Source organism: Streptomyces sp. NPDC091282, assembly GCF_044757385.1.
GTDB classification, from domain to species: domain Bacteria; phylum Actinomycetota; class Actinomycetes; order Streptomycetales; family Streptomycetaceae; genus Streptomyces; species Streptomyces gramineus.
Window position 1 is genome coordinate 1 of record NZ_JBIVUX010000003.1, and the last position, 24996, is coordinate 24996.

The 24996-nt window shown below is 71.8% G+C and carries 24 protein-coding genes; 17 read left to right on the top strand and 7 right to left on the bottom strand.

Annotated features, from left to right (window positions below):
- Positions 1-107 precede the first annotated feature (107 nt).
- The 9 genes from ACIQOE_RS13720 (at position 108) to ACIQOE_RS13760 (ending at position 7815) form a co-directional block, all read left to right on the top strand.
- Positions 108-752 carry an HAD family hydrolase gene (locus tag ACIQOE_RS13720; protein WP_351328063.1) on the top strand — a complete coding sequence of 215 codons (645 nt, stop codon included), beginning with the start codon at positions 108-110 and terminating at the stop codon, positions 750-752.
- A 93-nt stretch (positions 753-845) separates the two neighbouring features.
- Complete coding sequence (locus ACIQOE_RS13725) at positions 846-1571, top strand: VC0807 family protein (protein ID WP_401411598.1); 726 nt, start codon at positions 846-848, stop codon at positions 1569-1571.
- A gap of 81 nt (positions 1572-1652) precedes the next feature.
- A complete protein-coding gene (locus ACIQOE_RS13730; protein WP_399013478.1) occupies positions 1653-2873 on the top strand; it encodes an MFS transporter in 1221 nt (406 codons plus the stop codon).
- Entirely contained in the window at positions 2824-3996 is a 1173-nt protein-coding gene (locus ACIQOE_RS13735; protein WP_351328057.1) for an acetoin utilization protein AcuC, read from the top strand. Before ACIQOE_RS13730 ends, ACIQOE_RS13735 begins: the two co-directional genes overlap by 50 nt.
- Before the next feature lie 106 nt (positions 3997-4102).
- Positions 4103-4918, top strand: a complete 816-nt coding sequence (locus tag ACIQOE_RS13740) for a phosphatase (protein ID WP_351328055.1) — start codon at positions 4103-4105, stop codon at positions 4916-4918.
- A gap of 130 nt (positions 4919-5048) precedes the next feature.
- On the top strand, positions 5049-5258 hold the full coding sequence (locus ACIQOE_RS13745) for a helix-turn-helix domain-containing protein (protein ID WP_067299677.1): 210 nt from the start codon (positions 5049-5051) through the stop codon (positions 5256-5258).
- A gap of 132 nt (positions 5259-5390) precedes the next feature.
- Entirely contained in the window at positions 5391-5489 is a 99-nt protein-coding gene (locus tag ACIQOE_RS13750) for a 30S ribosomal protein bS22 (RefSeq protein WP_003948845.1), read from the top strand.
- Between the two features lie 171 nt (positions 5490-5660).
- Positions 5661-6722 (top strand): NAD-dependent epimerase/dehydratase family protein, encoded by a 1062-nt coding sequence (locus ACIQOE_RS13755; RefSeq protein ID WP_351328053.1) that lies wholly within the window; start codon positions 5661-5663, stop codon positions 6720-6722.
- Positions 6723-6735: 13 nt separating this feature from the next.
- Positions 6736-7815, top strand: coding sequence for a lysophospholipid acyltransferase family protein (locus tag ACIQOE_RS13760; protein ID WP_351328051.1), 1080 nt, complete (start codon positions 6736-6738; stop codon positions 7813-7815).
- A 51-nt stretch (positions 7816-7866) separates the two neighbouring features.
- Here the strand turns inward: ACIQOE_RS13760 and ACIQOE_RS13765 are convergent, their stop codons facing one another.
- The 3 genes from ACIQOE_RS13765 to ACIQOE_RS13775 all read right to left on the bottom strand — a co-directional run bounded on the left by ACIQOE_RS13765 (position 7867) and on the right by ACIQOE_RS13775 (position 11494).
- Positions 7867-9120 carry a DUF5667 domain-containing protein gene (locus tag ACIQOE_RS13765; RefSeq protein ID WP_401411602.1) on the bottom strand — a complete coding sequence of 418 codons (1254 nt, stop codon included), beginning with the start codon at positions 9118-9120 and terminating at the stop codon, positions 7867-7869.
- Between the two features lie 234 nt (positions 9121-9354).
- Positions 9355-10140, bottom strand: a complete 786-nt coding sequence (locus ACIQOE_RS13770) for an ECF subfamily RNA polymerase sigma factor, BldN family (RefSeq protein WP_351328047.1) — start codon at positions 10138-10140, stop codon at positions 9355-9357.
- A gap of 406 nt (positions 10141-10546) precedes the next feature.
- Positions 10547-11494 (bottom strand): HAD-IB family hydrolase, encoded by a 948-nt coding sequence (locus ACIQOE_RS13775; RefSeq protein ID WP_362647663.1) that lies wholly within the window; start codon positions 11492-11494, stop codon positions 10547-10549.
- A 118-nt stretch (positions 11495-11612) separates the two neighbouring features.
- Here ACIQOE_RS13775 and ACIQOE_RS13780 point away from each other — a divergent pair, with 118 nt between their 5' ends.
- The 6 genes from ACIQOE_RS13780 (at position 11613) to hemB (ending at position 18392) form a co-directional block, all read left to right on the top strand.
- The gene (locus tag ACIQOE_RS13780; protein ID WP_351328042.1) at positions 11613-11897 is read left to right on the top strand and encodes a glutaredoxin family protein; all 285 of its coding nucleotides are present in this window, start codon (positions 11613-11615) and stop codon (positions 11895-11897) included.
- A gap of 280 nt (positions 11898-12177) precedes the next feature.
- Entirely contained in the window at positions 12178-12936 is a 759-nt protein-coding gene (locus tag ACIQOE_RS13785) for a redox-sensing transcriptional repressor Rex (RefSeq protein ID WP_351328040.1), read from the top strand.
- Positions 12933-14627 carry a glutamyl-tRNA reductase gene (locus tag ACIQOE_RS13790; RefSeq protein ID WP_365555101.1) on the top strand — a complete coding sequence of 565 codons (1695 nt, stop codon included), beginning with the start codon at positions 12933-12935 and terminating at the stop codon, positions 14625-14627. The genes ACIQOE_RS13785 and ACIQOE_RS13790 overlap by 4 nt, the downstream gene beginning before the upstream one ends.
- Positions 14624-15583 carry a hydroxymethylbilane synthase gene (gene hemC, locus ACIQOE_RS13795; protein WP_401411606.1) on the top strand — a complete coding sequence of 320 codons (960 nt, stop codon included), beginning with the start codon at positions 14624-14626 and terminating at the stop codon, positions 15581-15583. The genes ACIQOE_RS13790 and hemC overlap by 4 nt, the downstream gene beginning before the upstream one ends.
- A complete protein-coding gene (locus ACIQOE_RS13800; protein ID WP_351328034.1) occupies positions 15580-17286 on the top strand; it encodes a uroporphyrinogen-III synthase in 1707 nt (568 codons plus the stop codon). Before hemC ends, ACIQOE_RS13800 begins: the two co-directional genes overlap by 4 nt.
- A 113-nt stretch (positions 17287-17399) precedes the next feature.
- A complete protein-coding gene (gene hemB, locus ACIQOE_RS13805; protein ID WP_362175391.1) occupies positions 17400-18392 on the top strand; it encodes a porphobilinogen synthase in 993 nt (330 codons plus the stop codon).
- 30 nt (positions 18393-18422) lie between these two features.
- Here hemB and ACIQOE_RS13810 read toward each other — a convergent pair whose 3' ends face one another.
- The gene (locus ACIQOE_RS13810) at positions 18423-19151 is read right to left on the bottom strand and encodes a DUF4232 domain-containing protein (RefSeq protein ID WP_401411609.1); all 729 of its coding nucleotides are present in this window, start codon (positions 19149-19151) and stop codon (positions 18423-18425) included.
- Between the two features lie 176 nt (positions 19152-19327).
- On the opposite strand from ACIQOE_RS13810, the gene ACIQOE_RS13815 reads away from it, so the two are divergent.
- A complete protein-coding gene (locus ACIQOE_RS13815; protein WP_401411611.1) occupies positions 19328-20686 on the top strand; it encodes a helix-turn-helix domain-containing protein in 1359 nt (452 codons plus the stop codon).
- Here ACIQOE_RS13815 and ACIQOE_RS13820 read toward each other — a convergent pair.
- Entirely contained in the window at positions 20626-20832 is a 207-nt protein-coding gene (locus tag ACIQOE_RS13820) for a hypothetical protein (protein ID WP_351934992.1), read from the bottom strand. The genes ACIQOE_RS13815 and ACIQOE_RS13820 overlap by 61 nt on opposite strands.
- A 324-nt stretch (positions 20833-21156) precedes the next feature.
- Here ACIQOE_RS13820 and ACIQOE_RS13825 point away from each other — a divergent pair, with 324 nt between their 5' ends.
- Complete coding sequence (locus ACIQOE_RS13825; protein WP_401411613.1) at positions 21157-22350, top strand: PLP-dependent aminotransferase family protein; 1194 nt, start codon at positions 21157-21159, stop codon at positions 22348-22350.
- Positions 22351-22356: 6 nt separating this feature from the next.
- On the opposite strand, the gene ACIQOE_RS13830 is transcribed toward ACIQOE_RS13825, so the two are convergent.
- On the bottom strand, positions 22357-23130 hold the full coding sequence (locus ACIQOE_RS13830; RefSeq protein WP_365555094.1) for a DUF4253 domain-containing protein: 774 nt from the start codon (positions 23128-23130) through the stop codon (positions 22357-22359).
- An 82-nt stretch (positions 23131-23212) separates the two neighbouring features.
- On the bottom strand, positions 23213-24970 hold the full coding sequence (argS, locus tag ACIQOE_RS13835) for an arginine--tRNA ligase (protein WP_401411615.1): 1758 nt from the start codon (positions 24968-24970) through the stop codon (positions 23213-23215).
- Positions 24971-24996: the final 26 nt, after the last annotated feature.

Below are 24996 nucleotides of genomic sequence, written 5' to 3' on the forward strand. Positions count from 1 at the left end.
ATGGTACTGCAGGGGGGACCCTGTGGGAGAGTAGGACACCGCCGAACAAATATTGGGAAAGGCCCACACCGTATGGTGTGGGCCTTTCTGCATTTATGCTCGATGTCATGCGCTACGACCTGGTCATCTTCGACAACGACGGCGTCCTCGTGGACAGCGAGCCGATCTCGAACCGGCTGCTCGCCGCCTATCTGACCGAGCTGGGGCATCCGACGTCCTACGAGGACTCCATACGGGACTACATGGGATCCGCGATGCACCGCGTTCACGACCTCGTCGAGGCGCGCACCGGGCAGCGGCTGCCCGACGACTTCGACGACGTCTTTCACGCGCGGGTGTTCGCCGCCTTCGAAAGGGAGTTGAAGCCCGTCGCCGGCGTCGCGGAGGTCCTGGAGCAGCTGACGGCGGACGGAGTGCCGTACTGCGTCGCCTCGTCCGGGAGTCATGAGCGGATCCGGGTGGGACACCGCGCCACCGGTCTTGACCGCTGGTTCGACGCGTCACGGGTGTTCAGTTCGCAGGACGTGGGCCGGGGCAAGCCCGCGCCGGACCTCTTCCTCTACGCGGCCGAGCGGATGGGCGTCGCGCCGGAGCGGTGTGCCGTCGTCGAGGACAGCCCGCTGGGCGTTCAGGCCGCCGTCGCGGCCGGGATGGACGTGTACGGCTTCACCGCCATGACACCGGCCGACCGCCTGCGCGGTGCCACCCAACTCTTCAGCGACCCGGGGCAGTTGGCCGACCTGCTGGAATGACCGCAGACATCGCGGCGGCGCTGACAATTGTCATGCCGAGCTCCGGACGTTCGTTTCTACTGGCGGATCCCGTCCGGACGCGAAGCTGAGGGCATGACGAAGACGACGAACACCGGGTCCCAGAGCAAGCAGCAGGCCGGCATGCTGGAGAACCTCCGGCCGCTGATCGTGGATGTGGCGGTACCCCTCGGGTCGTACTACTTCTTCAAGGGGGCCTTCGGGATGAGCACCTTCGCGGCGCTCGCCTGGAGCAGCGTGGTGCCGGCCGTGCGCACGGTCTGGGGCGTGGCGAAGGAACGCCGGGTCAACGGGCTCGCTGCGCTCATCCTGGTCGTGAACGTGGTCGGGCTCGCGCTCAGCTTCGTCGCCGGTGACCCGCGGCTGATGCTCGCCAAGGACGGCGCGGTCAGCAGCACCATCGGCATCGGGATCCTGGTGTCGGTGGCGATGGGGCGGCCGATGATGACGGCCGGCCTCAAGCCCTTCCTGGTCAAGGGCGACGCGGCCAGGGAAGCGGCCTGGGAGCGGCTGGCCGCCGGAGGCGCGTCGGGGTCGGCCGAGTTCCTGCGCAAGGAGCGGCTGTTCTCGGTGATCTGGGGCGTGGTGCTGCTGGCGGAGTGCGTCGTGCGGGTCGTCGGCGCCTACACCGTCCCCGTGGACACCATGGTCTGGCTCGGCTCGCTCCTCCTGGTCGCGGCGATCACCCTCGGGATGGTGGTCTGCGGCGGGGCGGCGGCCGAGCCGATGGCCCACCTGGTCACCGACGAGGTGCGGCGCCAGGACGCCGAGCGGGAGCGGCGGCTCGCGGTCGCCGTCTGAGCGACACCGAAGTAAAGCTGAAGGAAATTCATCTTTGGCTGGATCTACCCACGAGTACGCCGGGGCCCTACGCTCGCCGCCATGACAGATGTGCTGCGGCGCGGTAGGGCCTCGCTGGCGTTCAGCTTCTTCACGCAGGGTGCCACCTTTGCGCTGCTCGTGACGCGCATCCCCGCCATCCAGGACCGGTACGGCGTCTCCGACGCGCTGCTGCCGGTCTTTCTCGCGGCCGTGCCGATCCTGGCCGGTGTCGGCAGCGTCACCACCGAGCAGCTGGTGAAGCGCGTGCGGCCCAGCAGGCTGCTGCGCTGGTCCCAGCCGGTGGTGATGCTGGCGCTGCTCGGGGTCGGGGCCGGCGGACACGTGGCCGAGCTGGCGGTGGCGCTGGCCGCGTTCGGCCTGGCGGTCGGGGCGCTGGACGCCTCGATGAACATGCTCGGGGTGAGTCTGCAGCGGACGTACGGGCGGAGCATCATGCTCAGCTTCCACGCGGCCTACAGCCTGGGCGGGATCCTGGGGGCGTCGCTGGCGTGGGTGGGCGCGCACTGGCATCTGGCGCTGTGGGTGTCGTACCTGCCGGTGGTGGCGGTGCTGCTGCCGGCCGCGCTGGTGGGGAGCCGGTGGTACGTGGACAGCGAGCCGGCGCCGCCGGAGGACGCCACGGACGCGGCGGGCGCGGGCGGCGGTGTGGTGTTCAAGCTGCTGCTGCCGCTGTGCCTGGTGATGACGTTCGCGTACATCGGTGACTCGACCGTCTCCAACTGGAGCGCGAAGTACCTGAAGGACGTGCTCGGCAGCAGTGAGCAGCTGGCCACCGTGCCGTACAACGTGTACATGGTGACCACGCTGGTCGGGCGGGCCATCGGGGACTTCGGGGTGCGGCGGTTCGGGGCCGCGGCGGTCGTACGGCTGGGGGCGCTGGTGGCGGCGGCCGGGTTCGCGGTGGTGGCGGGGGCGTCCGGGGCGTGGGTCGGGATGGCCGGGTTCACGCTGCTGGGGCTCGGGTTGTGCGTGCTGGTGCCGCAGACCTTCGCGGCGGCGGGCCGGCTGTTCCCGGGGGCCTCGGACGCGGCCATCGCGCGGCTGAACATCTTCAACTACGTCGGCTTCCTCGTCGGTTCGCCGCTGGTGGGTGCGCTCGGCGACGCGTGGAGCTACCGCGGGGCGATGCTGGTGCCGATGGTGTTGGTGCTGGTGACGTTGGTGTACGCCCGTTCGTTCGCGGTGCGGACGGACCGATACGGTGGCGGGCATGAGCGGCCGCGCACAGCTGATGTGGGACGAGGCAGTAACGGGCTATGACTTCGGCCCGGACCATCCGATGGATCCGGTCCGGCTGGCGCTGACCCGGAAACTGGTCGACGCGTTCGAGCTCGACCGGGCGGTGAAGGTCGTCGCGGCCAAGCCGGCCGGGGAGTCGACGCTGCGGCTGGTGCACCGGGAGGACTACGTCGAGGCGGTCAGGGCGGCTTCGGCGGATCCCGCGGCGGCCGACGCGTCGTACGGGCTCGGGACCCTGGACGACCCGGCGTTCGCCGGGATGCACGAGGTGTCCGCGCTGATCGCCGGGCAGTCGGTGGGGGCGGCCGAGGCGGTGTGGCGCGGGGACGCCGACCACGCGGTGAACTTCGCGGGCGGGCTGCACCACGCGATGCCGGGGGCGGCCTCCGGGTTCTGCGTGTACAACGACGCCTCGCTCGCCATCGCCCGGCTGCTCGAACTGGGGGCGGAGCGGGTCGCCTACGTGGACGTCGACGTGCACCACGGGGACGGGGTGCAGGCCGCGTTCTGGGAGGACCCGCGGGTTCTGACGATCTCGCTGCACGAGCATCCCGCCACGCTGTTCCCGGGGACCGGCTGGCCGCAGGAGGTCGGTGCGGGCGCCGGGGAGGGTGCCGCGGTGAACGTGGCGCTGCCTGCGGGCACCGGGGACGCGGGGTGGCTGCGGGCGTTCCACGCGGTGGTGCCGGAGCTGCTCGCGGACTTCCGGCCGCAGGTGCTGGTGACCCAGCACGGCGCCGACACGCATTTCGAGGACCCGCTGGCGCATCTCGCCGTCTCCCTGGACGCGCAGCGGGCCGTGCAGGTGGCCTGCCACGAGCTGGCGCACGAGTACGCCGGCGGGAAGTGGGTCGCGCTCGGCGGCGGAGGCTACGAGGTGGTGGACGTCGTACCGCGGTCCTGGACGCATCTGGTGGCGATCGCCGCGGGCCGGGAGATCGCTCCGGAGACGCTGGTCCCCGAGGTGTGGCGGCAGGAGGTGTACGCCAGGACCCGGCAGCTGGGGCCGGGGCGGATGACGGACGGGCGCTGGCCGGTGGGCTGGGCCGAGTGGGAGGCGGGGTACGACCCCGCCGACCGCCTGGACCAGGCGGTGCTGGCCACCCGGCGGGCCGTTTTCCCGCTCCGCGGGCTGCTGGCGTAGGGACGTCCTCGGGCGGTGGCACGGGGCGGGGCGGCCGTTAGGCCAACCGTGGGGCGTTCGCCCGTTCCCGGAGTCTTCCGGGGCCTGGTCCGTCACCATCTCTGAGGTGTCGAGTGGTGCTGCGCTTCGCGATTACCTGGTGGCCGTGGGGCTGGCGGGGGTGGTGGCTTCCGCGCGGGAGCGGAGTCTTGGGCGCTATCGGTTGTTCGCGGCCCGGGATCCTCGGGTGTTGATCGGTATTGACCCGCAAGGGGCCTGGACCGAGCGGGATTTGGTTCGCTTGATGGCGGGCAAGTGTGGGGTTTCGGACGATCCCCGATGCGTTTCAGGGCATGATGTGATCGATCCCGAACTGACGGTGGCCGCGCTGGATGCCTTCGCGGCCCGGGTGCGGGACGTCGCCCGGCGGCGGGCGCCCGTGCTGTTCGGGACCGGCCACCCGCACCGGCTGATCGGCTTCTACGCCGGTCTCGCGCACGCGATGTCGGCGGCGGGATGTGAGGTTCTCACCCCCGCGCAGGGTCGCTGTGTCGACATAACGACCCGGTTCGGTCTACGCACGTGCAGCCTCGATTACGTACAAGGTGTCGGGTTGGTGCGGGAATCGGGAGGTGAACGCCCCGGTTGTGCGCCGGGTGCCCACACGCACTCACCCCTGCCGGTTCGGCTGGCCCTGGATGCGGCGGCGGGCGGCGGCGGGCCGCTGCCCGAGCTGGTGGTGGGGGACCACGGGTGGGTCTGCGGTGCTGGTCAGCTCGGGTTTGAGGCCATTGGTCTGGCGGATACGGATGACCCTGCGCTCTTCGTGGGTGAGGCCGAGGGGGTCGTGTCCGTCGCCGTTCCGGTTGATGACGGCGTGCGGTCCGATTACTACACGCCGCTCACCCGCTACGTACTCAATCGAGCGTGTCTGTCACAGTAGGCCGCCGATGGGTGCACCTCTTCCCCACTCGCATCACCCGCCCCTACATTGGGGAGTGAGCACGCAACGACGAAGAGTCACCGGAAGGGGAAGCCGGTGGCCCGTCGAGTGCGGAAGGTTCAGGTGTGTCATGGCAGCTGGCGAGAGGCCTCTCAACGAGGTCGTGTTCCTTACCGTGGCAGAGGTCGCCGCGGTGATGCGAGTGTCGAAGATGACCGTGTACCGGCTGGTGCACAGCGGTCATCTGCCCGCGATCCGGGTGGGGCGGTCCTTCCGCGTCCCCGAACAAGCGGTACACGAGTACCTTCGCGAGAGCTATGTGGGGGTGGAGACCGCCTGACGGCCGTTCCGGGAATCGTCCCGGAGCACCTCGATTACGACCTCAGCGCTCGGGCGGGTAGGCTAGCCCCTCGTAGGTCGTATGGGCCCATGGCGCCCAGCACCGAGTGATGAGAAGTGAGCGAGGGTAGTCGTGGGCTCTGTTATCAAGAAGCGGCGCAAGCGGATGGCCAAGAAGAAGCACCGCAAGCTGCTCAAGCGCACGCGCGTTCAGCGCCGTAACAAGAAGTAATTACGGCGCCGAGCCGCGAGAGCTTGTCTGTGGCCCCCCACCAGTACGGTGGGGGGCCACACGCATTTTCCGGCCGCTACGGCTCACCCCGGCCCGCTGGGGGTCATGCCTGGGCGACGTCAACCCGCTAAGTTGGCCCGCATACGGGAACACGGAAGAAAGGCGCTGATCTTGGCGAAGGTCGTGCTCGTGACCGGAGTGGCCCGTCAGCTCGGAGGCCGATTCGTACGACGGATCCAGCGTGACCCCGAAGTGGAGCGGGTCGTCGCCGTGGACGCGGTCCAGCCCGAGCACCATCTCGGCGGCGCCGACTTCATCCGGACCGACATCCGGCAGCCGACCATCGCGCGCATCCTCGCCGAGAGCGGCGCCGACACCATCGTCCACATGGACGTGACCGGCACGCCGCTCGGCAGCGGGAGCCGGGCCACCGTCAAAGAGACGAACGTCATCGGGACCATGCAGCTGCTCGGCGCCTGCCAGAAGTCGCCGCACGTCAAGCGGCTGGTGATCAAGTCCAGTACCAACGTGTACGGGTCCGCGCCGAAGGATCCCGCGGTCTTCACCGAGACGACCCCGCCGAAGTCCCTGCCGAGCGGAGGGTTCGCCAAGGACACGGTGGAGGTCGAGGGGTACGTGCGGGGGTTCGCCCGCAGGCGGCCCGACGTGGCGGTGTGCGTGCTGCGGTTCGCCAACATCCTCGGGCCGACCGCCGACACCCCGCTCGCCTCGTACTTCTCCCTGCCCGTGCTCCCCACCGTCCTCGGGTACGACCCGCGGCTGCAGTTCGTGCACGAGGACGACGTGATCGAGGTCCTGCGGATCGCCTCGCGGGAGCCGGCGCGGGGAACGCTGAACAGCGGCACCTTCAACATCGCGGGCGACGGTGTGCTGTTGCTCTCGCAGTGTTCGCGGCGGCTGGGCCGGCCCACCGTGCCGCTGCTGCTGCCGGCGGTCACCTGGGCCGGGTCCCTGGTACGGACGCTCGGCATGAGCGACTTCTCGCCCGAGCAGATCCGGCTGCTCACGCACGGCCGGGTGGTCGCCACCGGGCAGATGCGCGAGACGCTCGGATTCCAGCCGAAGTACACGACGGCGGAGACGTTCGCGGACTTCGTGCGCGCCCAGGCCACGGGGCTGCTGCCGCCGCAGGCGGTGGCCGCCGCCGTCGACCGGGTCGCCGCCCTGCCCGTCCTGAGCGGCGGGAAGACACCGACGCAGAGCGCCAACTGAGGAGCGCAACACGATGGCGGACGCCAAGGTCATTCCGTTCGACGACGACCGGTCCCGCGGGGCTGCCGTGCAGCGGCCGGCCCGGCGCCGGGGTCCGGGGAACCGGCACAAGGGCGGCGGCGAGCAGGCGGCGGTGCGCGAGTCCGGCGCGGTGCGCGAGGTCCAGCCTCTCGCCGGGCGGATCCCCGCGCAGGAAGATGTGCACGTGAACCGGGAGAGCGCTGAGACGGACGTGACGACGCCGCACGACGACGCCGGCCTGGAGCAGCGCGTCGCACGCGGTCTGGCGTTCCTGCGCCGCCGGCTCACCGGGGACTACGAGGTCGACGACTTCGGGTACGACGAGGAGCTGACCGACCAGGTCCTGATGTCGATGCTCCGGCCGGTGTACGAGAAGTACTTCCGCGTCGAGGTGAAGGGCATGGAGAACATCCCGGCCGAGGGCGGTGCGCTGATCGTCGCCAACCACTCCGGGACGCTGCCGATGGACGGCCTGATGATGCAGGTCGCCGTGCACGACCATCATCAGGCGAATCGTCACCTCAGGCTGCTGGCGGCCGATCTGGTCTTCGTGCTGCCGGTCGTGAACGAGCTGGCGCGCAAGCTCGGCCACACCCTCGCGTGCGCGGAGGACGCCGAGCGGCTGCTGGAGCAGGGCGAGCTGGTCGGGGTGATGCCGGAGGGGTTCAAGGGCATCGGGAAGCCGTTCAGCGAGCGGTACAAGCTCCAGCGGTTCGGGCGGGGCGGGTTCGTGTCCACCGCGCTGCGGCAGGGGGTGCCGATCATTCCCTGCTCGATCGTGGGGGCCGAGGAGATCTACCCGATGCTCGGCAACGCGAAGACGCTGGCCCGGGTGCTGGGGATCCCGTACTTCCCGCTGACGCCGACGTTCCCGTGGCTCGGGCCGCTCGGTGCGGTGCCGCTGCCGACGAAGTGGACGATCCAGTTCGGTGAGCCGATCCCCACGGACGGCTATCCGCCGGAGGCGGCCGAGGACCCGATGCTGATGTTCAACCTGACCGATCAGGTGCGGGAGCAGATCCAGCACACGCTGTACAAGCTGCTGGTGCAGCGGCGGTCGGTGTTCTTCTGACGGCATGTCGGAAGACAGCCCCGCGCCCCTGAGGGGCGCGGGGCCGCGCGGTCAGCCGTTGGCGTCCTCGCTGTCGATGCCCAGGCCCGGGAGCAGGCCGGGGAGGAGCGGGGGCAGCGTGACGTCAGGTCCGCTGGACGGGGACTTGGACGGGGACGCGCTGCCGCCGCCCGAACTCCCGGTCTTCGGCGGGTCCAGGAGGCCGCCCGTGGTGCCGCCGATCAGGTCGTCGCCGGCGCTGCCGGAGGCCGAGCCGCTGGGGCTGCCGGTGCCGGACTCGTGGCCCGAGCCCGAGCTGCCCGAGGACGACGGAGCCGTCGACCGGTGGCTGCCGGAGGATCCGGTGGACGCCGTGCCGCCGCCCTGCCTGCCGGTGCCGTCACCGGTGTTCTGGGAGGGCTGGGGGAGCCGGGACTGGAGCGGGGCGACCTCTTGGTCTATGGCGTCGAAGACCGACGACACCTGCTGGCTGACGTCTCCGAGCTGGACCGGGAGCCTTTCGCGCAGCGCGCCCCAGGCCTCGCGGTGGGACCTGGCGAAGGCGGACAGCGCCTGCATGGGGCCCAGTGAGTGCGGATCGCGCTCGTAGGCCTCGTGCAGCAGCCGGTGGCCCTCGGTGACGTCGTGCTGCATCCCGGACAGGGTGCGACGGATCTCGCCGATGGACTCGTGGTCGAGGTGGCCGCCGCGGTCCCGCTCCATCAGCCGGCGGGCCTCCATCAACCGGGTCGAGGCCTGGTCGAGGTAGGTCTGACCGCGCTGGTCGTCACCGTCGGACAGGTAGTTGAGCTTGAAGTCCTCGATGCCGCGCTTGAGGCCGTAGAGCGAGTCGCCGGGCAGGGCCTCGGAGCTCGCGGCGGCGACCCCGCCGAAGGCTCCGGCGGCCACGCCGACGCTCAGGCCGCCCGCGGCCAGCCCCTTGGTGAGCCGGGAACGCGGTCGTAGTTTGCCCAGCGGGCCGGCCCGGTGTGCGCCCTTGGACCGGTGGGAGCGCTGCTCGGGTACCGACGTGTCCGCCGCCCCGCCCAGGGTGCCCTCCGCCAGCATGGCCTCCATCGCGGCCACCAGCTGGGCCCGTTGGACGACCTTGACCTCGGGGTCGAGCACTGGCCTGGGCAGCGTGGCAAGCTCGGTCGCCAGGGCCAACAGCTCGCCCTGCTCGGTCCGTTCGGCCCGATCCGCGGTCTCCGGCGGATCGCCCGCCGGTCCCTCGGGCCGCTCGGCCGCCGGGTCCCGGTCGGGCTGCTCCTCCAGGGCCTGGGCGAAGGCGTTCGCCCGCCGGTGTGCCGATACGTTCGCGATCACTGGCGGCACCTCCTCTCGTCATGACGGTCGACTCCCCAGGGGGTCCTGAGGGTTGCACGCCCTCGACCGAACCACACGATCGTGTGATCAGGGTCTTGCTGGACGTGACCACAGGGAGCCTGTATCCCGCACAACGAGCGGCTCGGCACTTGGGTTACGGACGTCCGACGATCGGCTGAGAAAGACAACAGGCCTTCACCGAGCGTGAGTTGACCGTAGCCGAGCGTGCCCGGCTCAGCGCGCGTCCTCGGGGAGGAGCCGGGCGAGGGTGCGCACGGCCCGGTACTGGAGGGTCTTGATGGCCCCCTCGTTCTTGCCCATCACCCGGGCGGTCTCGGCGACCGAGAGGCCCTGGAGGAAGCGGAGCGTCACGCACTCCTGCTGCTGGGGGTTGAGCCGCCGTACGGCGTCCAGCAGGGCCGCGTTCGACAGGGACTCCAGGACGGAGTCCTCAGGGGAGCGCTCGACCTCGTTGGCGTCGAGCATCTCGCCGGTGGTCACCTCCAGCCGGAAGCGGCTCGACTTGAAGTGGTCGGCGACCAGGTTGCGGGCGATGGTGACCAGCCAGGCGCCGAAGTCGCGGCCCTGCCAGGTGAAGGTGCCGATCCTTCTGAGGGCGCGCAGGAACGTCTCACTGGTGAGGTCCTCGGCGGTCGCCTTGCCGCCCACCCGGTAGTAGATGTAGCGGTACACGGTGTCGCTGTACTGGTCGTAGAGGCGTCCGAACGCGTCGGACTCGCCGGCCTGGGCGCGCTCCACGAGGTCCATCATGCGGGCGCTGTCGCTGTCCGCGGCCGGACGGCGGGCGGTGGTCGCGGCGGTGCCGGTGGCACGGCCGCGTCTGCCCACGGCCGCGCTGCCGTCGGCCAGCGCGTAACACGGACCGATCGGTGCGGTGGTGGCGAGGGCGGGGACGGCGTACGCGGTCGGGACAAGGCCGCGCAGCGTCTCTTTGACCGTTGCGACAGTTGCGCGCAGCGTAGCCAGGCCCGAGGCGTCAACCCCGACGTGTGGGTACACGGGACTCCCAGAGGCAGAGCTTCCATCACGTGCAGTACGGAACCTTTCACCCGTCGTAGCGACGGAGGGGTACCGGTTTGCGTCTGAGGAGAATAACGCTTCGTGCAGGCACTGCTACACCGAGTTGCTCAAATCATCGATTGCGTCGCTTCTGTAACCGATTTGGGGTGGTTCAAGTGTCGCAGCGTGATCGCTTGTTGATCAGAAAGATGCGTGTTGAGGCGGAGTCGAGGGCGTGTTGGGAAGGCGCCGCGATAATTCGGGCGCGCGAGGTTTGGGACGCGTGTCGGGGATCGCCGGGGTGCCCCCGGCCGGGGGCTCGGGGGTGGATCCGCGCGAGGGATCGCAGGTCACGCGCGGCCGGGCCGCGGCCGTGGTCCCGTGGTGGTGCGGTGCCCGCTGCGCGCTACCGGCGCCGTCGGCTCAGCGCGATCGCCGCGGCCGTGCCGCCGGCCACCGCTCCGACTCCGGCCGCGGCCGGGATGCCCACCTTCGCCGCCTTGCGGCCGGTGCGGTAGTCGCGCAGCCGCCAGTCCATCTCGCGGGCGTGCTTGCGCAGCTTGGTGTCCGGGTTGATGGCGTACGGGTGCCCGACCAGGGACAGCATCGGGATGTCGTTGTGGGAGTCGCTGTAGGCCGCGCAGCGGGACAGGTCCAGGCCCTCGGCGGCGGCGAGGGCGCGCACCGCCTCGGCCTTCGCCGGGCCGTGCAGGGGCTCGCCGACCAGCTTGCCGGTGTAGATGCCGCCGACCGACTCGGCGACCGTGCCGAGCGCTCCGGTCAGGCCCAGGCGCCGGGCGATCACGCCGGCGATCTCCACCGGCGCCGCCGTGACGAGCCACACCTTCTGGCCCGCGTCCAGGTGGGCCTGGGCGAGGGCGCGGGTGCCGGGCCAGATCCGCTCGGCCATGTACTCGTCGTAGATCTCCTCGCCGATGGTCTGCAGCTCGGCGACCCGGTGGCCCTTGACGATGGACAGGGCGGAGTCCCGCGCGTCCTGGATGTGCTGCGGGTCCTCGACGCCGGCCAGCCGGAACCACGCCTGCTGCCAGGCGAACTTGGCCAGGTCCCTGGTCTCGAAGAACTTCCGCTTGTACAGGCCCCGGCCGAAGTGGAAGATCGCGGCGCCCTGCATGACCGTGTTGTCGAGGTCGAAGAACGCGGCGGCCTTGGTGTCGCCGAGCACCGGGAAGTCCGGTTCGGCGGCGTCGTCCTTGGGGACGGCGGACGCAGCGTCGTCTGCCAGGAGGGCTTCCTGGCTCTTGCGGGCTGCCTCCGCCGAGGCCTCGCCTGCCAACACGCTCCGCGCCGTGGCGGAGCGTCTACGGGGAGTGAGCCATCCGAGAGCGGCCATGTCGTGAGCATAGCCAGTTTGTTCGGTGGTCCCGGGGTCGCGGGAGTTGGGCGGGTGTGAACTCTCTGCGACCGGTCCGTTAAACAAGGCGGCGAGCAGGGCGTGGCAGGGCGGGAGAATGGACCGCATGAGTCCTCTCTTCGGCCGCAAGGCACCTGCGTCTCGTGCGCGTTTGGTCACTCTGATCCGTAAGCCGGGTTGTCATTTGTGCGATGACGCACAGGTCGTGGTCGAGAAGGTGTGCGGCGAGCTGGGGGTGCCCTGGGAGGAGAGGGACATCACCGGGGATTCGCATCTGCACGACCTGTACTGGGAGCAGATTCCGGTCGTACTCGTCGACGGTGAACAGCACACCTTCTGGCGTGTGAACGAAGAGCGCCTCCGCAAGGCACTGACCGACTAGTCCAAACGGGCCGGAAAGTCGCCTAGGATCGACGGCGGCTTGGTCTCGGGGGCGGGATGAGTGAGGAGTGTGTACTGTTTTGCCCCCGTCTGAGATGGAGCGCGAGCGCCTGTACGCCGGTTCCCCGCGACCGCGCCGGGGGTGCGTGACCCCGGTCACGTTGGCCGGGCAAATCGGACACCATCTTTGTGCACGCGTTCACAAAGACATAGCCTGCTGTGGACGGGGCGGTCTGGGAACGTGTGACCGTCCGCAGCCCCGCTCTACCCGCAGGAGCACCGTGGCAACTGGCCGAACTCACCGACCGGCGACCCGCAGCCGAGGGATCCCCGAGGCCACCGTCGCCAGGCTTCCGCTGTACCTCCGGGCGCTGACCGCACTGTCGGAGCGCTCGGTCCCCACGGTCTCCTCCGAGGAACTGGCGGCCGCCGCGGGGGTCAACTCCGCGAAGCTGCGCAAGGACTTCTCCTACCTGGGCTCGTACGGAACGCGCGGTGTCGGCTACGACGTCGAGTATCTCGTCTACCAGATCTCCCGCGAACTGGGCCTGACCCAGGACTGGCCGGTCGTGATCGTCGGTATCGGCAACCTCGGCGCGGCCCTGGCCAACTACGGCGGCTTCGCCTCCCGCGGCTTCCGGGTCGCGGCCCTCATCGACGCGGACCCGGCGATGGCCGGAAAGCCCGTCGCGGGCATCCCGGTGCAGCACACCGACGACCTCGAGAAGATCATCAGCGACAACGGTGTGTCGATCGGGGTCATCGCCACGCCCGCGGGTGCCGCCCAGCAGGTCTGCGACCGGCTCGTGGCCGCCGGGGTCACCTCCATCCTCAACTTCGCGCCGACCGTGCTGACCGTCCCGGACGGCGTCGACGTGCGCAAGGTCGACCTCTCCATCGAGCTGCAGATCCTCGCCTTCCACGAGCAGCGCAAGGCCGGCGAGGAGCACGAGGCGACGGCCGCCCCGGCCCCCGCCGCCCACCAGGAGTCCACCGAGCAGGGACCCGACGGGGACGTACCCGCCGTGATGCCGGCATGAGTCTCCTCGTCGTCGGGCTGAGCCACCGCAGCGCCCCGGTGAGCGTCCTGGAACGGGCCGCGCTCACCACGGACGCCCAGGTCAAGCTGGTCCAGGACACGGTCGCCGCCGAACCGGCCGGTGAGGCCGCGGTCCTCGCCACCTGCAACCGCATCGAGCTCTACGCCGACGTGGACAAGTTCCACGCCGGGGTCGCCGAGCTGTCCACGCTGCTCGCCCAGCACAGCGGGGTCGGCCTGGACGAACTCACTCCTCATCTCTACGTGCACTACGAGGACCGGGCCGTCCACCACCTGTTCTCGGTGGCCTGCGGGCTGGACTCGATGGTCGTCGGCGAGGGCCAGATCCTCGGGCAGCTCAAGGACTCGCTGGCCCTGGCGCAGGACCTGCACAGCGCCGGCCGGCTGATGAACGACCTCTTCCAGCAGGGGCTGCGGGTCGGCAAGCGGGCCCACTCCGAGACCGGGATCGACCGGGCCGGGCAGTCCCTGGTCACCTTCGGCCTGGCGCAGCTCGCCGCCGGCACCGACGTCGACACCTGGGCCAAGGGCCGGAAGGCGCTGGTCATCGGCGCCGGGTCGATGTCCTCGCTGGCCGCCGCCACGCTGGCCAGGGCCGGTGTCGCCGAGATCGTCGTGGCGAACCGGACGTACGACCGGGCCGCGCGCCTGGCGCAGATCCTGAACGAGAGCGACGACACGGACGTGGTGGCCCGCGCGGTACCGATGGACTCGGTGCCGGTCGAGCTGACACGTGCCGACATCGCCGTCTCGTGCACGGGTGCGACCGGGCTGGTGCTGACGGCCGACGCGATCGCCGCCGCCGTCGAGGGCCGGACCGGCGCACCGGTCGCCGAGATCTCGGACGACCGGCCCGCGCACGGCACCCCGAAGCCCGCCGCCGGCACCGTCGGCAACGACGAGAACTGCCCGCTCGACCTCACCGCCGAGCAGAGCGGTTTCTCCGTCATGGGCGAGGCCGCCGTCGCCGGGATGGGCGCCGCCGAGCTGGAGCAGCACGCGGCCTGGGTGGACAACGGCACCGTCGACATCCGCGAGGCCGGGCGCCGTACGCCCGAGGCCGACGCGGAGCTGATCGACGCGCTCGCCGCGACCGCCGCCCGGGTCGGACGCATCCCCGAGCTGCGCAGGCCCGAGCCGGTCGCCGGCCTCGTGCGGCCCGCGCCCGAACTCTTCCTGCTCGACCTCGCCATGCCCCGCGACATCGACGCGGCCGCGCACCGGCTCGCCGGGGTCCGGCTGGTGGACATCGAGTCGCTCGCGGAGGCGTCCGCGGACGCCCCCATGGCGGCCGACGTGGACCAGGTGCGGCGGATCGTCGCCGACGAGGTGGCCGCCTTCGGGGCGGCGCAGCGGGCCGCGCACATCACGCCGACCGTGGTCGCGCTGCGCACCATGGCCGCCGACGTGATGGCCGGCGAGATCGCACGGCTCGACGGGCGCCTGCCCGACCTGGACGAACGGCAGCGCGGCGAGATCCGCCAGGCCGTGCACCGGGTCGTCGACAAGCTCCTGCACGCGCCGACGGTACGGGTCAAGCAACTGGCCGCGGAGCCCGGCGGCGCCGGGTACGCGGACGCGCTGCGGACCCTGTTCGACCTCGACCCCGAGACGGTCGCCTCCGTCTCCCGGGCCGTGGACAGCACAGACAAGAAGGACCGACCGGAATGAGTGACAACCCACTGCGACTGGGGACCAGGCGATCCAGACTCGCCATGGCCCAGTCCGGGCAAGTGGCGGAAGCCGTGAGCCGGGTGACCGGACGGACCGTCGAGCTCGTCGAGATCACCACCTACGGCGACACCTCCCGCGAGCACCTCGCGCAGATCGGCGGCACGGGCGTCTTCGTGACCGCCCTGCGGGACGCGCTGGCGCGCGGTGAGGTCGACTTCGCCGTTCACTCGCTCAAGGACCTCCCGACCACGCAGCCCGAGGACCTGGTCCTGGCCGCCGTACCGGTACGCGAGGACCCGCGTGACGTGATCGTCGCCCGGGACGCGCTGAAGCTCACCGACCTGCCGCGCGGCGCGCGCATCGGTACCGGTTCGCCGCGCCGCATGGCGCAGCTGAACGCGTACGCGCGCAGCCACGGGCTCGACATCGAGACCGTGCCGATCCGGGGCAACGTCGACACCCGGATCGGATACGTGCACGACGGCGAGCTGGATGCCGTCGTGCTGGCCGCGGCCGGACTCAGCCGCATAGGCCGGCTCGACGAGGTGACCGACTTCCTGTCGGTCGACACGGTTCTGCCCGCCCCCGGCCAGGGGGCACTGGCGGTCGAATGCGCCGCGGACAACGCGTCGCTGATCGCCGCGCTCGGGGAACTCGACGACCCGTTCACCCGGGCCGCCGCGACCGCCGAGCGGTCACTGCTCGCCGCCCTGGAGGCCGGCTGCTCCGCCCCTGTGGGCGCGCTGGCCGACCTTCTGGCCGACGGGCAGATTGTCAAGGAAATGCGCCTGCGCGGCGTCGTCGGCACGACCGACGGCTCGCGGATGGTGCAGTTGTCCACCACCGGTCCCGTGCCCGAGACAAACGACCAGGCGACGGCGCTCGGTCGCGAACTCGCCACCGAGATGCTTGCCCAGGGCGCGGCCGGTCTGATGGGGGAGCGAGCACAGTGAGCCCCACCAACCTTCCCGCCGGCCTTGAACACGGGCACGTCACCTTCCTGGGTGCCGGACCCGGGGATCCGGGACTGCTGACCTTGCGTGCCGTGGAGGCACTGTCCAGCGCGGACGTTCTGGTCGCCGAGCACGAGGTGCTCGACGTGATCAGGGCCCACGCCAGGCAGGGCGTCTCCGTCGTGCCGATGAATCCGGGTTCCTCGTCGGACCCGTATCAGGGCACAGGCACGCCTCAACTCACGGTTGTTGACGGAGCGTCAACAACCGCTGCGCTCCCGCCCGCGCGGGATGCGGCTCATCTTGTCATGGAGGCCGCACGGGGCGGCAGGCGGGTCGTCCGTGCGGTGTCCGGGGACCCGGGACTTGATACGTACGCGACCGAGGAAATGCTCGCCTGCGTCGCCGCCGGTGTGCCCTTCGAGGTGGTGCCCGGTGTCGCGGCCGCGGTCGGGGTGCCGGCGTACGCCGGTGTGCCGCTGCGGGACGCGCAGGGCGCGGACGTGCGTTTCGTGGACGCCCGTACCGCCTCCGACCGGTGCTGGACCGAGGTCGGTGCCTCCGACGGCACGGTCGTGGTCTCGACGACCCTCGACTCGGTGGCCGCGGCCGCCGGGGAGCTGGTCGCCGCCGGCCGCAAGCCGGACACCCCGATGACGGTCACCGTCGCCGGTACCACCACCCGGCAGCGGACCTGGACCGCCACCCTCGGCACGGTCGCCCAGACCCTGAAGCAGGCCAAGGTGCTGCCCTCCCCGGAGGGCGGCCGGCCCGTGATAGCCGTGGTCGGTGAGCGGTCCGCCGCCGCCCAGCGCGACCAGCTGTCGTGGTTCGAGTCCAAGCCGCTGTTCGGCTGGAAGGTGCTCGTACCGCGCACGAAGGAGCAGGCGGCGACCCTCTCCGACCAGCTGCGCTCGTACGGCGCCGTGCCGCACGAGGTGCCGACGATCGCCGTCGAACCGCCGCGCACGCCCCAGCAGATGGAGCGCGCGGTCAAGGGCCTGGTCACCGGCCGGTACGAGTGGATCGCCTTCACCTCGGTGAACGCGGTCAAGGCCGTCCGGGAGAAGTTCGAGGAGTACGGCCTCGACGCGCGCGCCTTCGCGGGCATCAAGGTCGCGGCGGTCGGCGAGCAGACCGCGAAGGCGCTGGTCGCCTTCGGCGTGAAGCCGGACCTGGTGCCGAGCGGCGAGCAGTCCGCCGCCGGTCTCCTGGAGGACTGGCCGCCCTACGACCCGGTCTTCGACCCGATCGACCGGGTGTTCCTGCCGCGTGCCGACATCGCCACGGAGACGCTGGTCGCCGGGCTGATCGAGCTGGGCTGGGAGGTCGACGACGTCACGGCCTACCGGACCGTGCGCGCGTCGCCGCCGCCGGCCGACACCCGCGAGGCGATCAAGGGCGGCGGCTTCGACGCGGTGCTCTTCACGTCGTCGTCCACCGTGCGGAACCTCGTCGGCATCGCCGGCAAGCCGCACAACGTGACCGTCATCGCCTGCATCGGCCCGGCCACGGCCAAGACGGCCGAGGAGCACGGGCTGCGGGTGGACGTGATGGCGCCCGAGCCGTCGGCGGGCAAGCTCGCGGAGGCGCTGGCGGAGTTCGGCCTGCGGCGGCGCGCCGCCGCGCTGGAGGCCGGGGACCCGGTGACGCGGCCGAGCGAGCGGCGGCCGGGAGCCCGGCGCCGGCGCTCCACCACGTGAGGTAGCCGCGAGGGGTCCGGGGGGCTGTGCCCCTCGGACCCCTTCGTGGTTCCCGGGGCTCCCCGACGCCACGTCGGCAAGGGCGCCCCGGTGACGGGCGTAGCGTAGGGCGCATGACGAAGTACGGCTCCTTCCCCGGCTCGCGGCCGCGTCGGCTGCGGACCACCCCCGTCATGCGGCGCATGGTCGCCGAGACCCGGCTGCATCCCGCGGACTTCATCCTCCCGGCGTTCGTGCGCGAGGGCGTCACCGAACCGGTGCCGATCGCCGCCATGCCCGGCGTCGTCCAGCACACCCGGGACACCCTGAAGAAGGCGGCCCTGGAGGCCGTCGAGGCGGGCATCTCCGGGATCATGCTGTTCGGCGTGCCGGAGGAGGGCAAGAAGGACGCCCTCGGCACGCCCGGCACCGACCCGGACGGCATCCTCCAGGTCGCCCTGCGGGACGTACGGGCCGAGGTCGGCGACGACCTGCTCGTGATGTCCGACCTCTGCCTCGACGAGACCACCGACCACGGGCACTGCGGTGTCCTGGACGCCGAAGGGCGCGTCGACAACGACGCCACCCTGGAGCGGTACGCCGAGATGGCCCAGGTGCAGGCCGACGCGGGCGCCCACGTGGTCGGGCCCAGCGGGATGATGGACGGCCAGATCGGCGTCGTTCGTGACGCCCTCGACCAGATCGGGCGGGAGGACGTCGCCGTCCTCGCCTACACCGCCAAGTACGCCTCCGCCTTCTACGGGCCCTTCCGGGAGGCCGTCGGGTCCTCCCTGCAGGGCGACCGGAAGACCTACCAGCAGGACCCGGCCAACGTGCGGGAGTCCCTGCGGGAGCTGGCCCTGGACCTGGAGGAGGGGGCCGACATGGTGATGGTCAAGCCGGCCGGGCCCTACCTCGACATCCTCGCCCGGGTCGCCGACACCGTGGACGTGCCGGTCGCCGCCTACCAGATCTCCGGCGAGTACTCGATGGTCGAGGCCGCCGCGGAGAAGGGCTGGATCGACCGGGACCGGGCCATCCTGGAGACCCTGACCGGCATCAGGCGCGCCGGTGCCCGGAACATCCTCACCTACTGGGCCGTCGAGGCCGCCCGGATGCTCGGCTGAGTCCCGGACGGCGGGACCGCGGGCCGCGGCTCACCAGTCGAGGGCGTCGCCGCGGTCCTGCTGCCAGTAGGTGACCTGGAGCGAGCTGTCGTAGTACATCCCCTTCGCCGGCAGCGACGGTGTCGCCGACGCGCCGCCGTCGCTGTTCGGGGTGGTGCCCTGGAAGGCCACGGTCAGTCTGCGGCCGGTCGTGCCGCCGTCGCCGCTGCCGTCGGCAGCGGACAGCTGCACGCCCGCGTACCCGGACTCGCCCGGGGCCAGGGTGGTGACCGCCTGCGGGTGGGTCTCCTCGGCGGGCCGCGGGACCCACTGCATCTCGTCGAAGCGGAGCACCGGGTAGTAGGTCAGGTGGCACGTCCTGGTGCCGGTGTTCCGGACCGTGATCAGCATGTGGTTCAGCGGGCGGGACAGCGGCTGGACGGTGACGGCGGTGTTGGAGCCGTTGCAGAGCACGGCGGCGGAGCCGCTTCCGCCCCCGCTTCCGCCGCCGTTGCCGTTGCTCTTCGGCGTCTTGGTGGCCGTGCCGCTCACCGGCGCGGCGGACGACCCGCCGCCGCCCGTGGCCGTGCCGGTGCCGGTGTCGCCGCCGGGCGTCCCCGAGGGGGCGGGCGTCGAGGCCGTCGAGGCCGTCGCGGCCGACGGCGGCAGGGACGCTCCCTCGTCCCGGGTGCCGGTGCCGTTCTGACAGGCCGTGAGGGCGAGGGCGGCGACGGCGGTGCCGGCGGCGGCGAGCAGACGGACACGGCGGGCGGTACGCATGTCGAATCCTCTTTCGAGTGGTGGCGTGCTTGGATGGCAGCAGCCTGCGGGCCGCTCCGTCCCGTCCGCCACAGTTGCCGGACGATCAGGGACGCCGGAACGGTCGCACCGGCTCTGAACTGGGAGAACATCCCTTCCCTGGAACGGGGGAGCGGGATGCGGGGGACGGAGGAACCGTGTCGGACGGCGCTGCGGGAAGCGACTTCGCGGAGCTGTTGCGGGAGTTGAAGGACCGCTCGGGACTGAGTTACGGCACGCTCGCGAAGCGGCTGCACATGAGCACCTCGACCCTGCACCGCTACTGCAACGGCGACGCCGTCCCGGCGGACTACGCCCCCGTGGAACGTCTCGCCCGGCTCTGCAAGGCCGGTCCGGAGGAACTCGTCGAGCTGCACCGGCGGTGGGTGCTGGCGGACGCGCAGCGGGGCCGCAAGGCGGACGCACCGGAGAAGCGGGCCGCGGCGGCCGGTACGGCCACCGAACCCGGACCTGAACCGAAGCCGGAACCGAAGGCGGACGCGGAGGCGGCGGCGGAGCCGGTCCGGGATCCGGAGCCCGCGCCCGGCCCGGACACCGTGCGGGTGCCCGAGGCCGCGGCCGGACGGCGCGGCCGGCGGATCCCGCGGCCCGCGCTGCTGGCCGGGATCACGGTCGTCGCCCTGCTCGGCGCCGCCGCCCTGGCCCTCCAGCTGCCCTTGGGCGGGACGGACGCGAAGAACACCGGTGCCACGGCCGCCGGCGGGACCGCTGCGCACCACACACCGGGCAACTCGGCGCCGCCGAAGGCCGGTTCGTCCACGGCTCCGCCGTCCTCGTCCGGATCCTCCGCGTCCTCCGCGTCGCCGGACCCGGCCGCTGGGGCCGCCGACGGCGCCGCCCCGGACGGCTCCTCGCGTCCCGCGGACGGCGGCACGGCCACGCCCCCGCTCACCGTCGACACCCGCCCCTACAGCTGGGAGAGCCCCTGCTCCCAGCACTACCTGATCAACCGGGGCCCGGCCGACGTGGCACCGCCGCCGCTGGAGACCGACGCGACCGCGTGGGTGACCGCGCACCAGGCGGTCTCCTCGGGCGAGCAGTACGTCACGCTCACCGTGCAGGGCAGCGGGCGGCAGACCGTGGTGCTGGAAGGGCTCACGGTCCGTACGGCGCAGCGGAGTTCACCGCTCGCCTGGAACGACTACGCGATGGGATACCCGGGCGTCGGCTGCGGCGGCAACGTGCCCACCCGCTCCTTCACCGTCGCCCTGGACGCGATGCGGCCCGCGGTCGTGCCGGAGGCGGGGCACCGGGACTTCCCCTTCAAGGTCAGCGGCTCCGACCCCGAGGTGTTCTACATCACGGCCGACGCCTCCGCGTACTCGGTCGACTGGTACCTGGAGCTGTCCTGGTCCAGCGGGTCGCGGCACGGGACGCTGCGGATCGACGACAAGGGACGGCCGTTCCGCACGAGCGGCGACAACGGCCGGCCCGCCTACGAGTTCCCGCTGGGCGGCGAGGCCTGGCGGCCCGCGTCGTCGCCGTCGGCGGGGTGAGACAGGGAGGCGGCGGACGGACCCTCGTCGCGTACGCCCTCGCCGTCCCGGCAGCCGCTCAGGGCGGTCGCGGCGACCAGCGCCAGGGCCGCGGCCGCCAGGAGACGGCGGCGCCCGGCGGCCGGGGCGGTGTGCTTGGCGGACATGCGAGGGCTCCCTTGACGTCGTCGGCGTGCTCGGCGCGATCGGCGTGACCGGCTCGGCCCGCGGGGGCCGCGATCTCGATGTGCCCTCAGCCTGTGGGCTGCGGCGCCCCGATCGCCAGAGCTGCCGGACGATCCGGGACGACCGAACCCGGTCCACGTCCGTGACCTGCACGGATCCCGGGCCGTGGGACGCCGGGACGGGACGCGCGGATGCCCCGAACGGGCGAGGGGGTGCCGTCCGTCCGCATCGCGGAATCACCGGTGTAGACGGCATCCACCTCTCTAGGCTCCGGCCAAGACGAGGATCTGCCCGAGGAGCCGTCCATGACCGTCACCGGTGCCCCAGCCGCCACGCCGCCGCTCGCGGCCCGTGCCCGCGCCGTCGGCGGTTCGCCGGTACGGGAGATCCTCGCGGTCACCGCACGCCCCGAGGTGATCAACTTCGCGGGCGGGCTGCCCGCCCCCGAACTCTTCGACCGGGACGGCATCGCGGCCGCCTTCCGGGCGGTCCTGGAGGAGGAGCCCGAGCGGGCGTTGCAGTACTCCACGACGGAGGGCGAACCGTCCCTGCGCTCCGGACTGGCGGCCCGTATCACCGCACAGGGCCTGCCCACCGGCCCCGACGACCTGCTCGTCACCACCGGCTCCCAGCAGGCCCTGTCGCTGCTGGCGAGCGCGCTGATCGACCCCGGTGACACGATCCTCGTCGAAAGCCCCTGCTATCTGGCGGCACTTCAGGTCTTCGGCCTGGCCGGGGCCCGGATCCTGCCCGTCCCGGGCGACGCGGACGGCATCGACCCGGCCGCCCTGGAGGAACTGATCCGCACCGAGCGGCCCAAGCTCCTCTACCTCGTCCCCACCTTCCAGAACCCCACCGGCCGGACCATGCCCGCCGCCCGCCGCGCCGCAGTCGCAGCCGCCGCCGCCCGGCACGGCCTGTGGATCGTCGAGGACGACCCCTACGGCGAACTCCGCTACGACGGCGACCGCGTCCCCTGGATCGCGTCCTTCCCGGGCGCCGCGGACCGCACGGTCCTGCTCGGCTCCTTCTCCAAGGTGATGGCCCCCGGCCTGCGCCTCGGCTGGCTGCGCGCCCCCGGTGCCCTGCGGCGCGCCTGCGCGGTCGCCAAACAGGCGGCCGACCTGCACACCCCGACCCTCAACCAGCTCGCGGCCGCCCGGTACCTGGACGTCCTGGACGGCCACGTCGCCACCGTGCGCGCGGTGTACGGGGCCCGCCGGGACGCCATGCTGGCCGGTCTCGCCGACGCCCTGCCGGCCGGCTCCACCTGGCACCGGCCCGAGGGCGGCATGTTCCTGTGGGCCCGGCTCCCGGAGCCGTACGACACCACCGCGCTGCTGCGCCGGGTGGTGGAGCACCGCGTGGCCTACGTCCCCGGCGAGCCCTTCCACGCCGGCGAACCCGACCGCGCCACCCTGCGCCTGTGCTTCGTGACCCAGACCCCCGAGGAGATCGCGGAGGGACTGCGCAGGCTGGCCGCGGGGCTCAGCGGCTGAGGCGGCTCAGTCCCACCAGAAGTGCCACAGCCGCTCGCCGACCAGCTGCTCCGCGTACGACGACAGCGTGTCGTCGGCGCCGGGCAGCACGCTGTACGGGCAGAACGCGAAGTGCTCGGCGGCCACCGCCTCCGCCTCGTCGAGGCCTGCGGGCGGCGCGGCCACGGAGACGGCGAGGTGGTCCAGGCTCAGGGCCACCACCCGTATCCCGAAGCGGTCCTCCCAGGAGCGCAGCACCGCGCACAGCCGGGCCACGTCCTCCTCGTGGTTCACCGGCCCGCTCCAGCCGATGGCCGCCGGTATGTCCGCGCTGCGCCGGGCCGGCACCAGCGCCAGGTGCGGCTCCTTCAGCCAGGACCGGCCCTGGCTGAGCGCGTCGGCGACGTCGGCGGCCCGTGCGTCCGGGTCGGCGACCAGCGTCGGGGCGGGGGCCAGGCCCGGCCACTCCTCGTCGTCCGGCGGGTCCTCCTCCCAGTGGTCCTCCAGCACCTCGTCGGCGTCGTGGTCGCCCGGGTACGACGTCTCCTCGGGCGCGAACTCCCAGTCGTCGACCTCCGAGACGTCGATCAGCACCGGCAGCAGTCCCGCGCGGCCGGCCTGCGCGCCCAGCGCCGTCCAGGTCCCGGGACCGGCGGGCTGGCCCGCGTACCACAGCAACGGCTGGTGCCACGGGCCGTCCAGGGTCTCGTCCAGCAGTGTCCCGGGCGGGAGTTGGAGCCCCAGGGACCGGCCGCTCGGGTCGGTCGCCAGCTTGGGCAGCGGGTTGGGAAGAGTCGCCATGGCGATGACTGTAAGGGCGCCCACTGACAACGACACGGCGGCCCGCCCCCTCGCCGAGGGGACGGGCCGCCGTGACGTGCCGTCAGAGCCGCTCGGGCGTCCTGATGCCCAGCAGCGCCATGCCCCGGTGCAGGGTGCGGGCCGTCATGTCGCAGAGGAGGAGACGGTTCTCCACCTGCTGTTCCGAATCGGCCTTCAGGACCGGGCACTTGTCGTAGAACGACGTGTACAGCGACGCCAGCTGGTACAGGTAGGCGGCCAGCTTGTGCGGGGCGTACTCCGCGGCCGCCTCGAAGACCGTGTCGCCGAACGCATCCAGGTGTAGGCCCAACGCCCGCTCCGCCGCGTGCAGTTCCAGCTCCGGGTGGCCGGCGGGCCGGACCTCGCCCGCCTTGCGCAGGATCGACTGGATACGGGCGTACGCGTACTGGAGGTAGACGGAGGTGTCGCCGTTGAGCGAGACCATCTGGTCCAGGTCGAACTTGTAGTCCCGGTTCGGCGACGTCGACAGGTCCGCGTACTTCACGGCACCGATGCCGACCTGCGCGGCCCGCTCCTGGATCTCGGCCTCACCGAGATCCTGCGCCTTCTCCCGGACCACCTCGGCGGCCCGCTGCACCGCCTCGTCCAGCAGGTCCTCCAGCCGTACGGTCTCGCCCGCACGCGTCTTGAAGGGCTTGCCGTCCGCGCCCAGCACCGTGCCGTAGCCCATGTTGTGCGCGGTGACGTCGTCGGTGAGCCAGCCCGCCCGCCGTGCCGTCTCGAACACCATCTTGAAGTGCAGCGACTGCCGGACGTCCACGACGTAGAGCAGCGAGGTGGCGTGCAGGCCGGTGACCCGGTCGCGGATCGCGGTCAGGTCGGAGGCCGCGTAGCCGAAGCCGCCGTCCGCCTTCTGCACGATCAGCGGGACCGGCTGGTCGTCCTTGCCGCGGATCTCGTCGAAGAAGACGACGAGCGCGCCCTCGGAACGGACCGCGACGCCCGTCTCCTCCAGGATCCGGGCGGTCTCGGGCATGCCGTCGTTGTACGCGGACTCGCCGACGATCTCGTCGTCCCTGATCTCCATGTCGAGCTTCTCGAAGACCGAGTAGAAGTAGACCTTCGACTCGTCCACGAACCGCTGCCACAGGTCCAGGGTCTCCTTGTCGCCGGACTGCAGGGCGACGACCCGCTTGCGGGCCCGCTCCTTGAAGTCCTGGTCCGCGTCGAAGACGGCCCGGGACGCCTTGTAGACGCGGTTCAGGTTCGACATGGCCTGCTCGCCGTCCGTGTCGGTCTCCGCGGACAGCTGGTCCGGGTTCTCGATCAGGTACTGGATGAGCATGCCGAACTGGGTGCCCCAGTCGCCGATGTGGTGCCGGCCGATCGTCCGCTCGCCGGTGAAGTCGAGCATGCCGCGCAGCGCGTCGCCGATCACCGCGGAGCGCAGGTGGCCGACGTGCATCTCCTTGGCCACGTTCGGCTGGGCGTAGTCGATGACCGTGACGCCCGGGTTCTCCTTGGCCGCCACGCCGAGCCGGTCGCCGTCCGCGTACCGCGCGGCCAGGTTCGCGGTGATCGCCCGGTCGGAGAGGGTGATGTTGAGGAAGCCGGGGCCGGAGACCTCGACGTCCTGGATCAGCTCCGCGCCCGTCACGACGTGGGAGACGGCCTGGGCCGCCAGCTCCCGCGGGTTGGCCTTGGCCTTCTTGGCGGCGGCGAGAATGCCGTTCGCCTGGAAGTCGGCCCGGTCGCTACGTCGCAGCAGCGGGTCCACGGAGGCCTCAGGCAAGGTTGCCGAGAGGGCGTCGGTGAGCTGCTGGTTGACGGCGTCGCTGAGGGACGTGACCGGGGCCATGGGATGGGAGCCGTTCTCCTCGGGGG

Bases quoted from the DNA above. Each gene is read 5' to 3' on its own strand.
- ACIQOE_RS13720 (WP_351328063.1), top strand. From the start codon at position 108: ATGCGCTACGACCTGGTCATCTTCGACAACGACGGCGTCCTCGTGGAC.
- ACIQOE_RS13725 (WP_401411598.1), top strand. From the start codon at position 846: ATGACGAAGACGACGAACACCGGGTCCCAGAGCAAGCAGCAGGCCGGC.
- ACIQOE_RS13730 (WP_399013478.1), top strand. From the start codon at position 1,653: ATGACAGATGTGCTGCGGCGCGGTAGGGCCTCGCTGGCGTTCAGCTTC.
- ACIQOE_RS13735 (WP_351328057.1), top strand. From the start codon at position 2,824: ATGAGCGGCCGCGCACAGCTGATGTGGGACGAGGCAGTAACGGGCTAT.
- ACIQOE_RS13745 (WP_067299677.1), top strand. From the start codon at position 5,049: ATGGCAGCTGGCGAGAGGCCTCTCAACGAGGTCGTGTTCCTTACCGTG.
- ACIQOE_RS13760 (WP_351328051.1), top strand. From the start codon at position 6,736: ATGGCGGACGCCAAGGTCATTCCGTTCGACGACGACCGGTCCCGCGGG.
- ACIQOE_RS13775 (WP_362647663.1), bottom strand. From the start codon at position 11,494: ATGGCCGCTCTCGGATGGCTCACTCCCCGTAGACGCTCCGCCACGGCG.
- ACIQOE_RS13780 (WP_351328042.1), top strand. From the start codon at position 11,613: ATGGACCGCATGAGTCCTCTCTTCGGCCGCAAGGCACCTGCGTCTCGT.
- ACIQOE_RS13790 (WP_365555101.1), top strand. From the start codon at position 12,933: ATGAGTCTCCTCGTCGTCGGGCTGAGCCACCGCAGCGCCCCGGTGAGC.
- hemC (WP_401411606.1), top strand. From the start codon at position 14,624: ATGAGTGACAACCCACTGCGACTGGGGACCAGGCGATCCAGACTCGCC.
- hemB (WP_362175391.1), top strand. From the start codon at position 17,400: ATGACGAAGTACGGCTCCTTCCCCGGCTCGCGGCCGCGTCGGCTGCGG.
- ACIQOE_RS13810 (WP_401411609.1), bottom strand. From the start codon at position 19,151: ATGCGTACCGCCCGCCGTGTCCGTCTGCTCGCCGCCGCCGGCACCGCC.
- ACIQOE_RS13820 (WP_351934992.1), bottom strand. From the start codon at position 20,832: ATGTCCGCCAAGCACACCGCCCCGGCCGCCGGGCGCCGCCGTCTCCTG.
- ACIQOE_RS13825 (WP_401411613.1), top strand. From the start codon at position 21,157: ATGACCGTCACCGGTGCCCCAGCCGCCACGCCGCCGCTCGCGGCCCGT.
- ACIQOE_RS13830 (WP_365555094.1), bottom strand. From the start codon at position 23,130: ATGGCGACTCTTCCCAACCCGCTGCCCAAGCTGGCGACCGACCCGAGC.
- argS (WP_401411615.1), bottom strand. From the start codon at position 24,970: ATGGCCCCGGTCACGTCCCTCAGCGACGCCGTCAACCAGCAGCTCACC.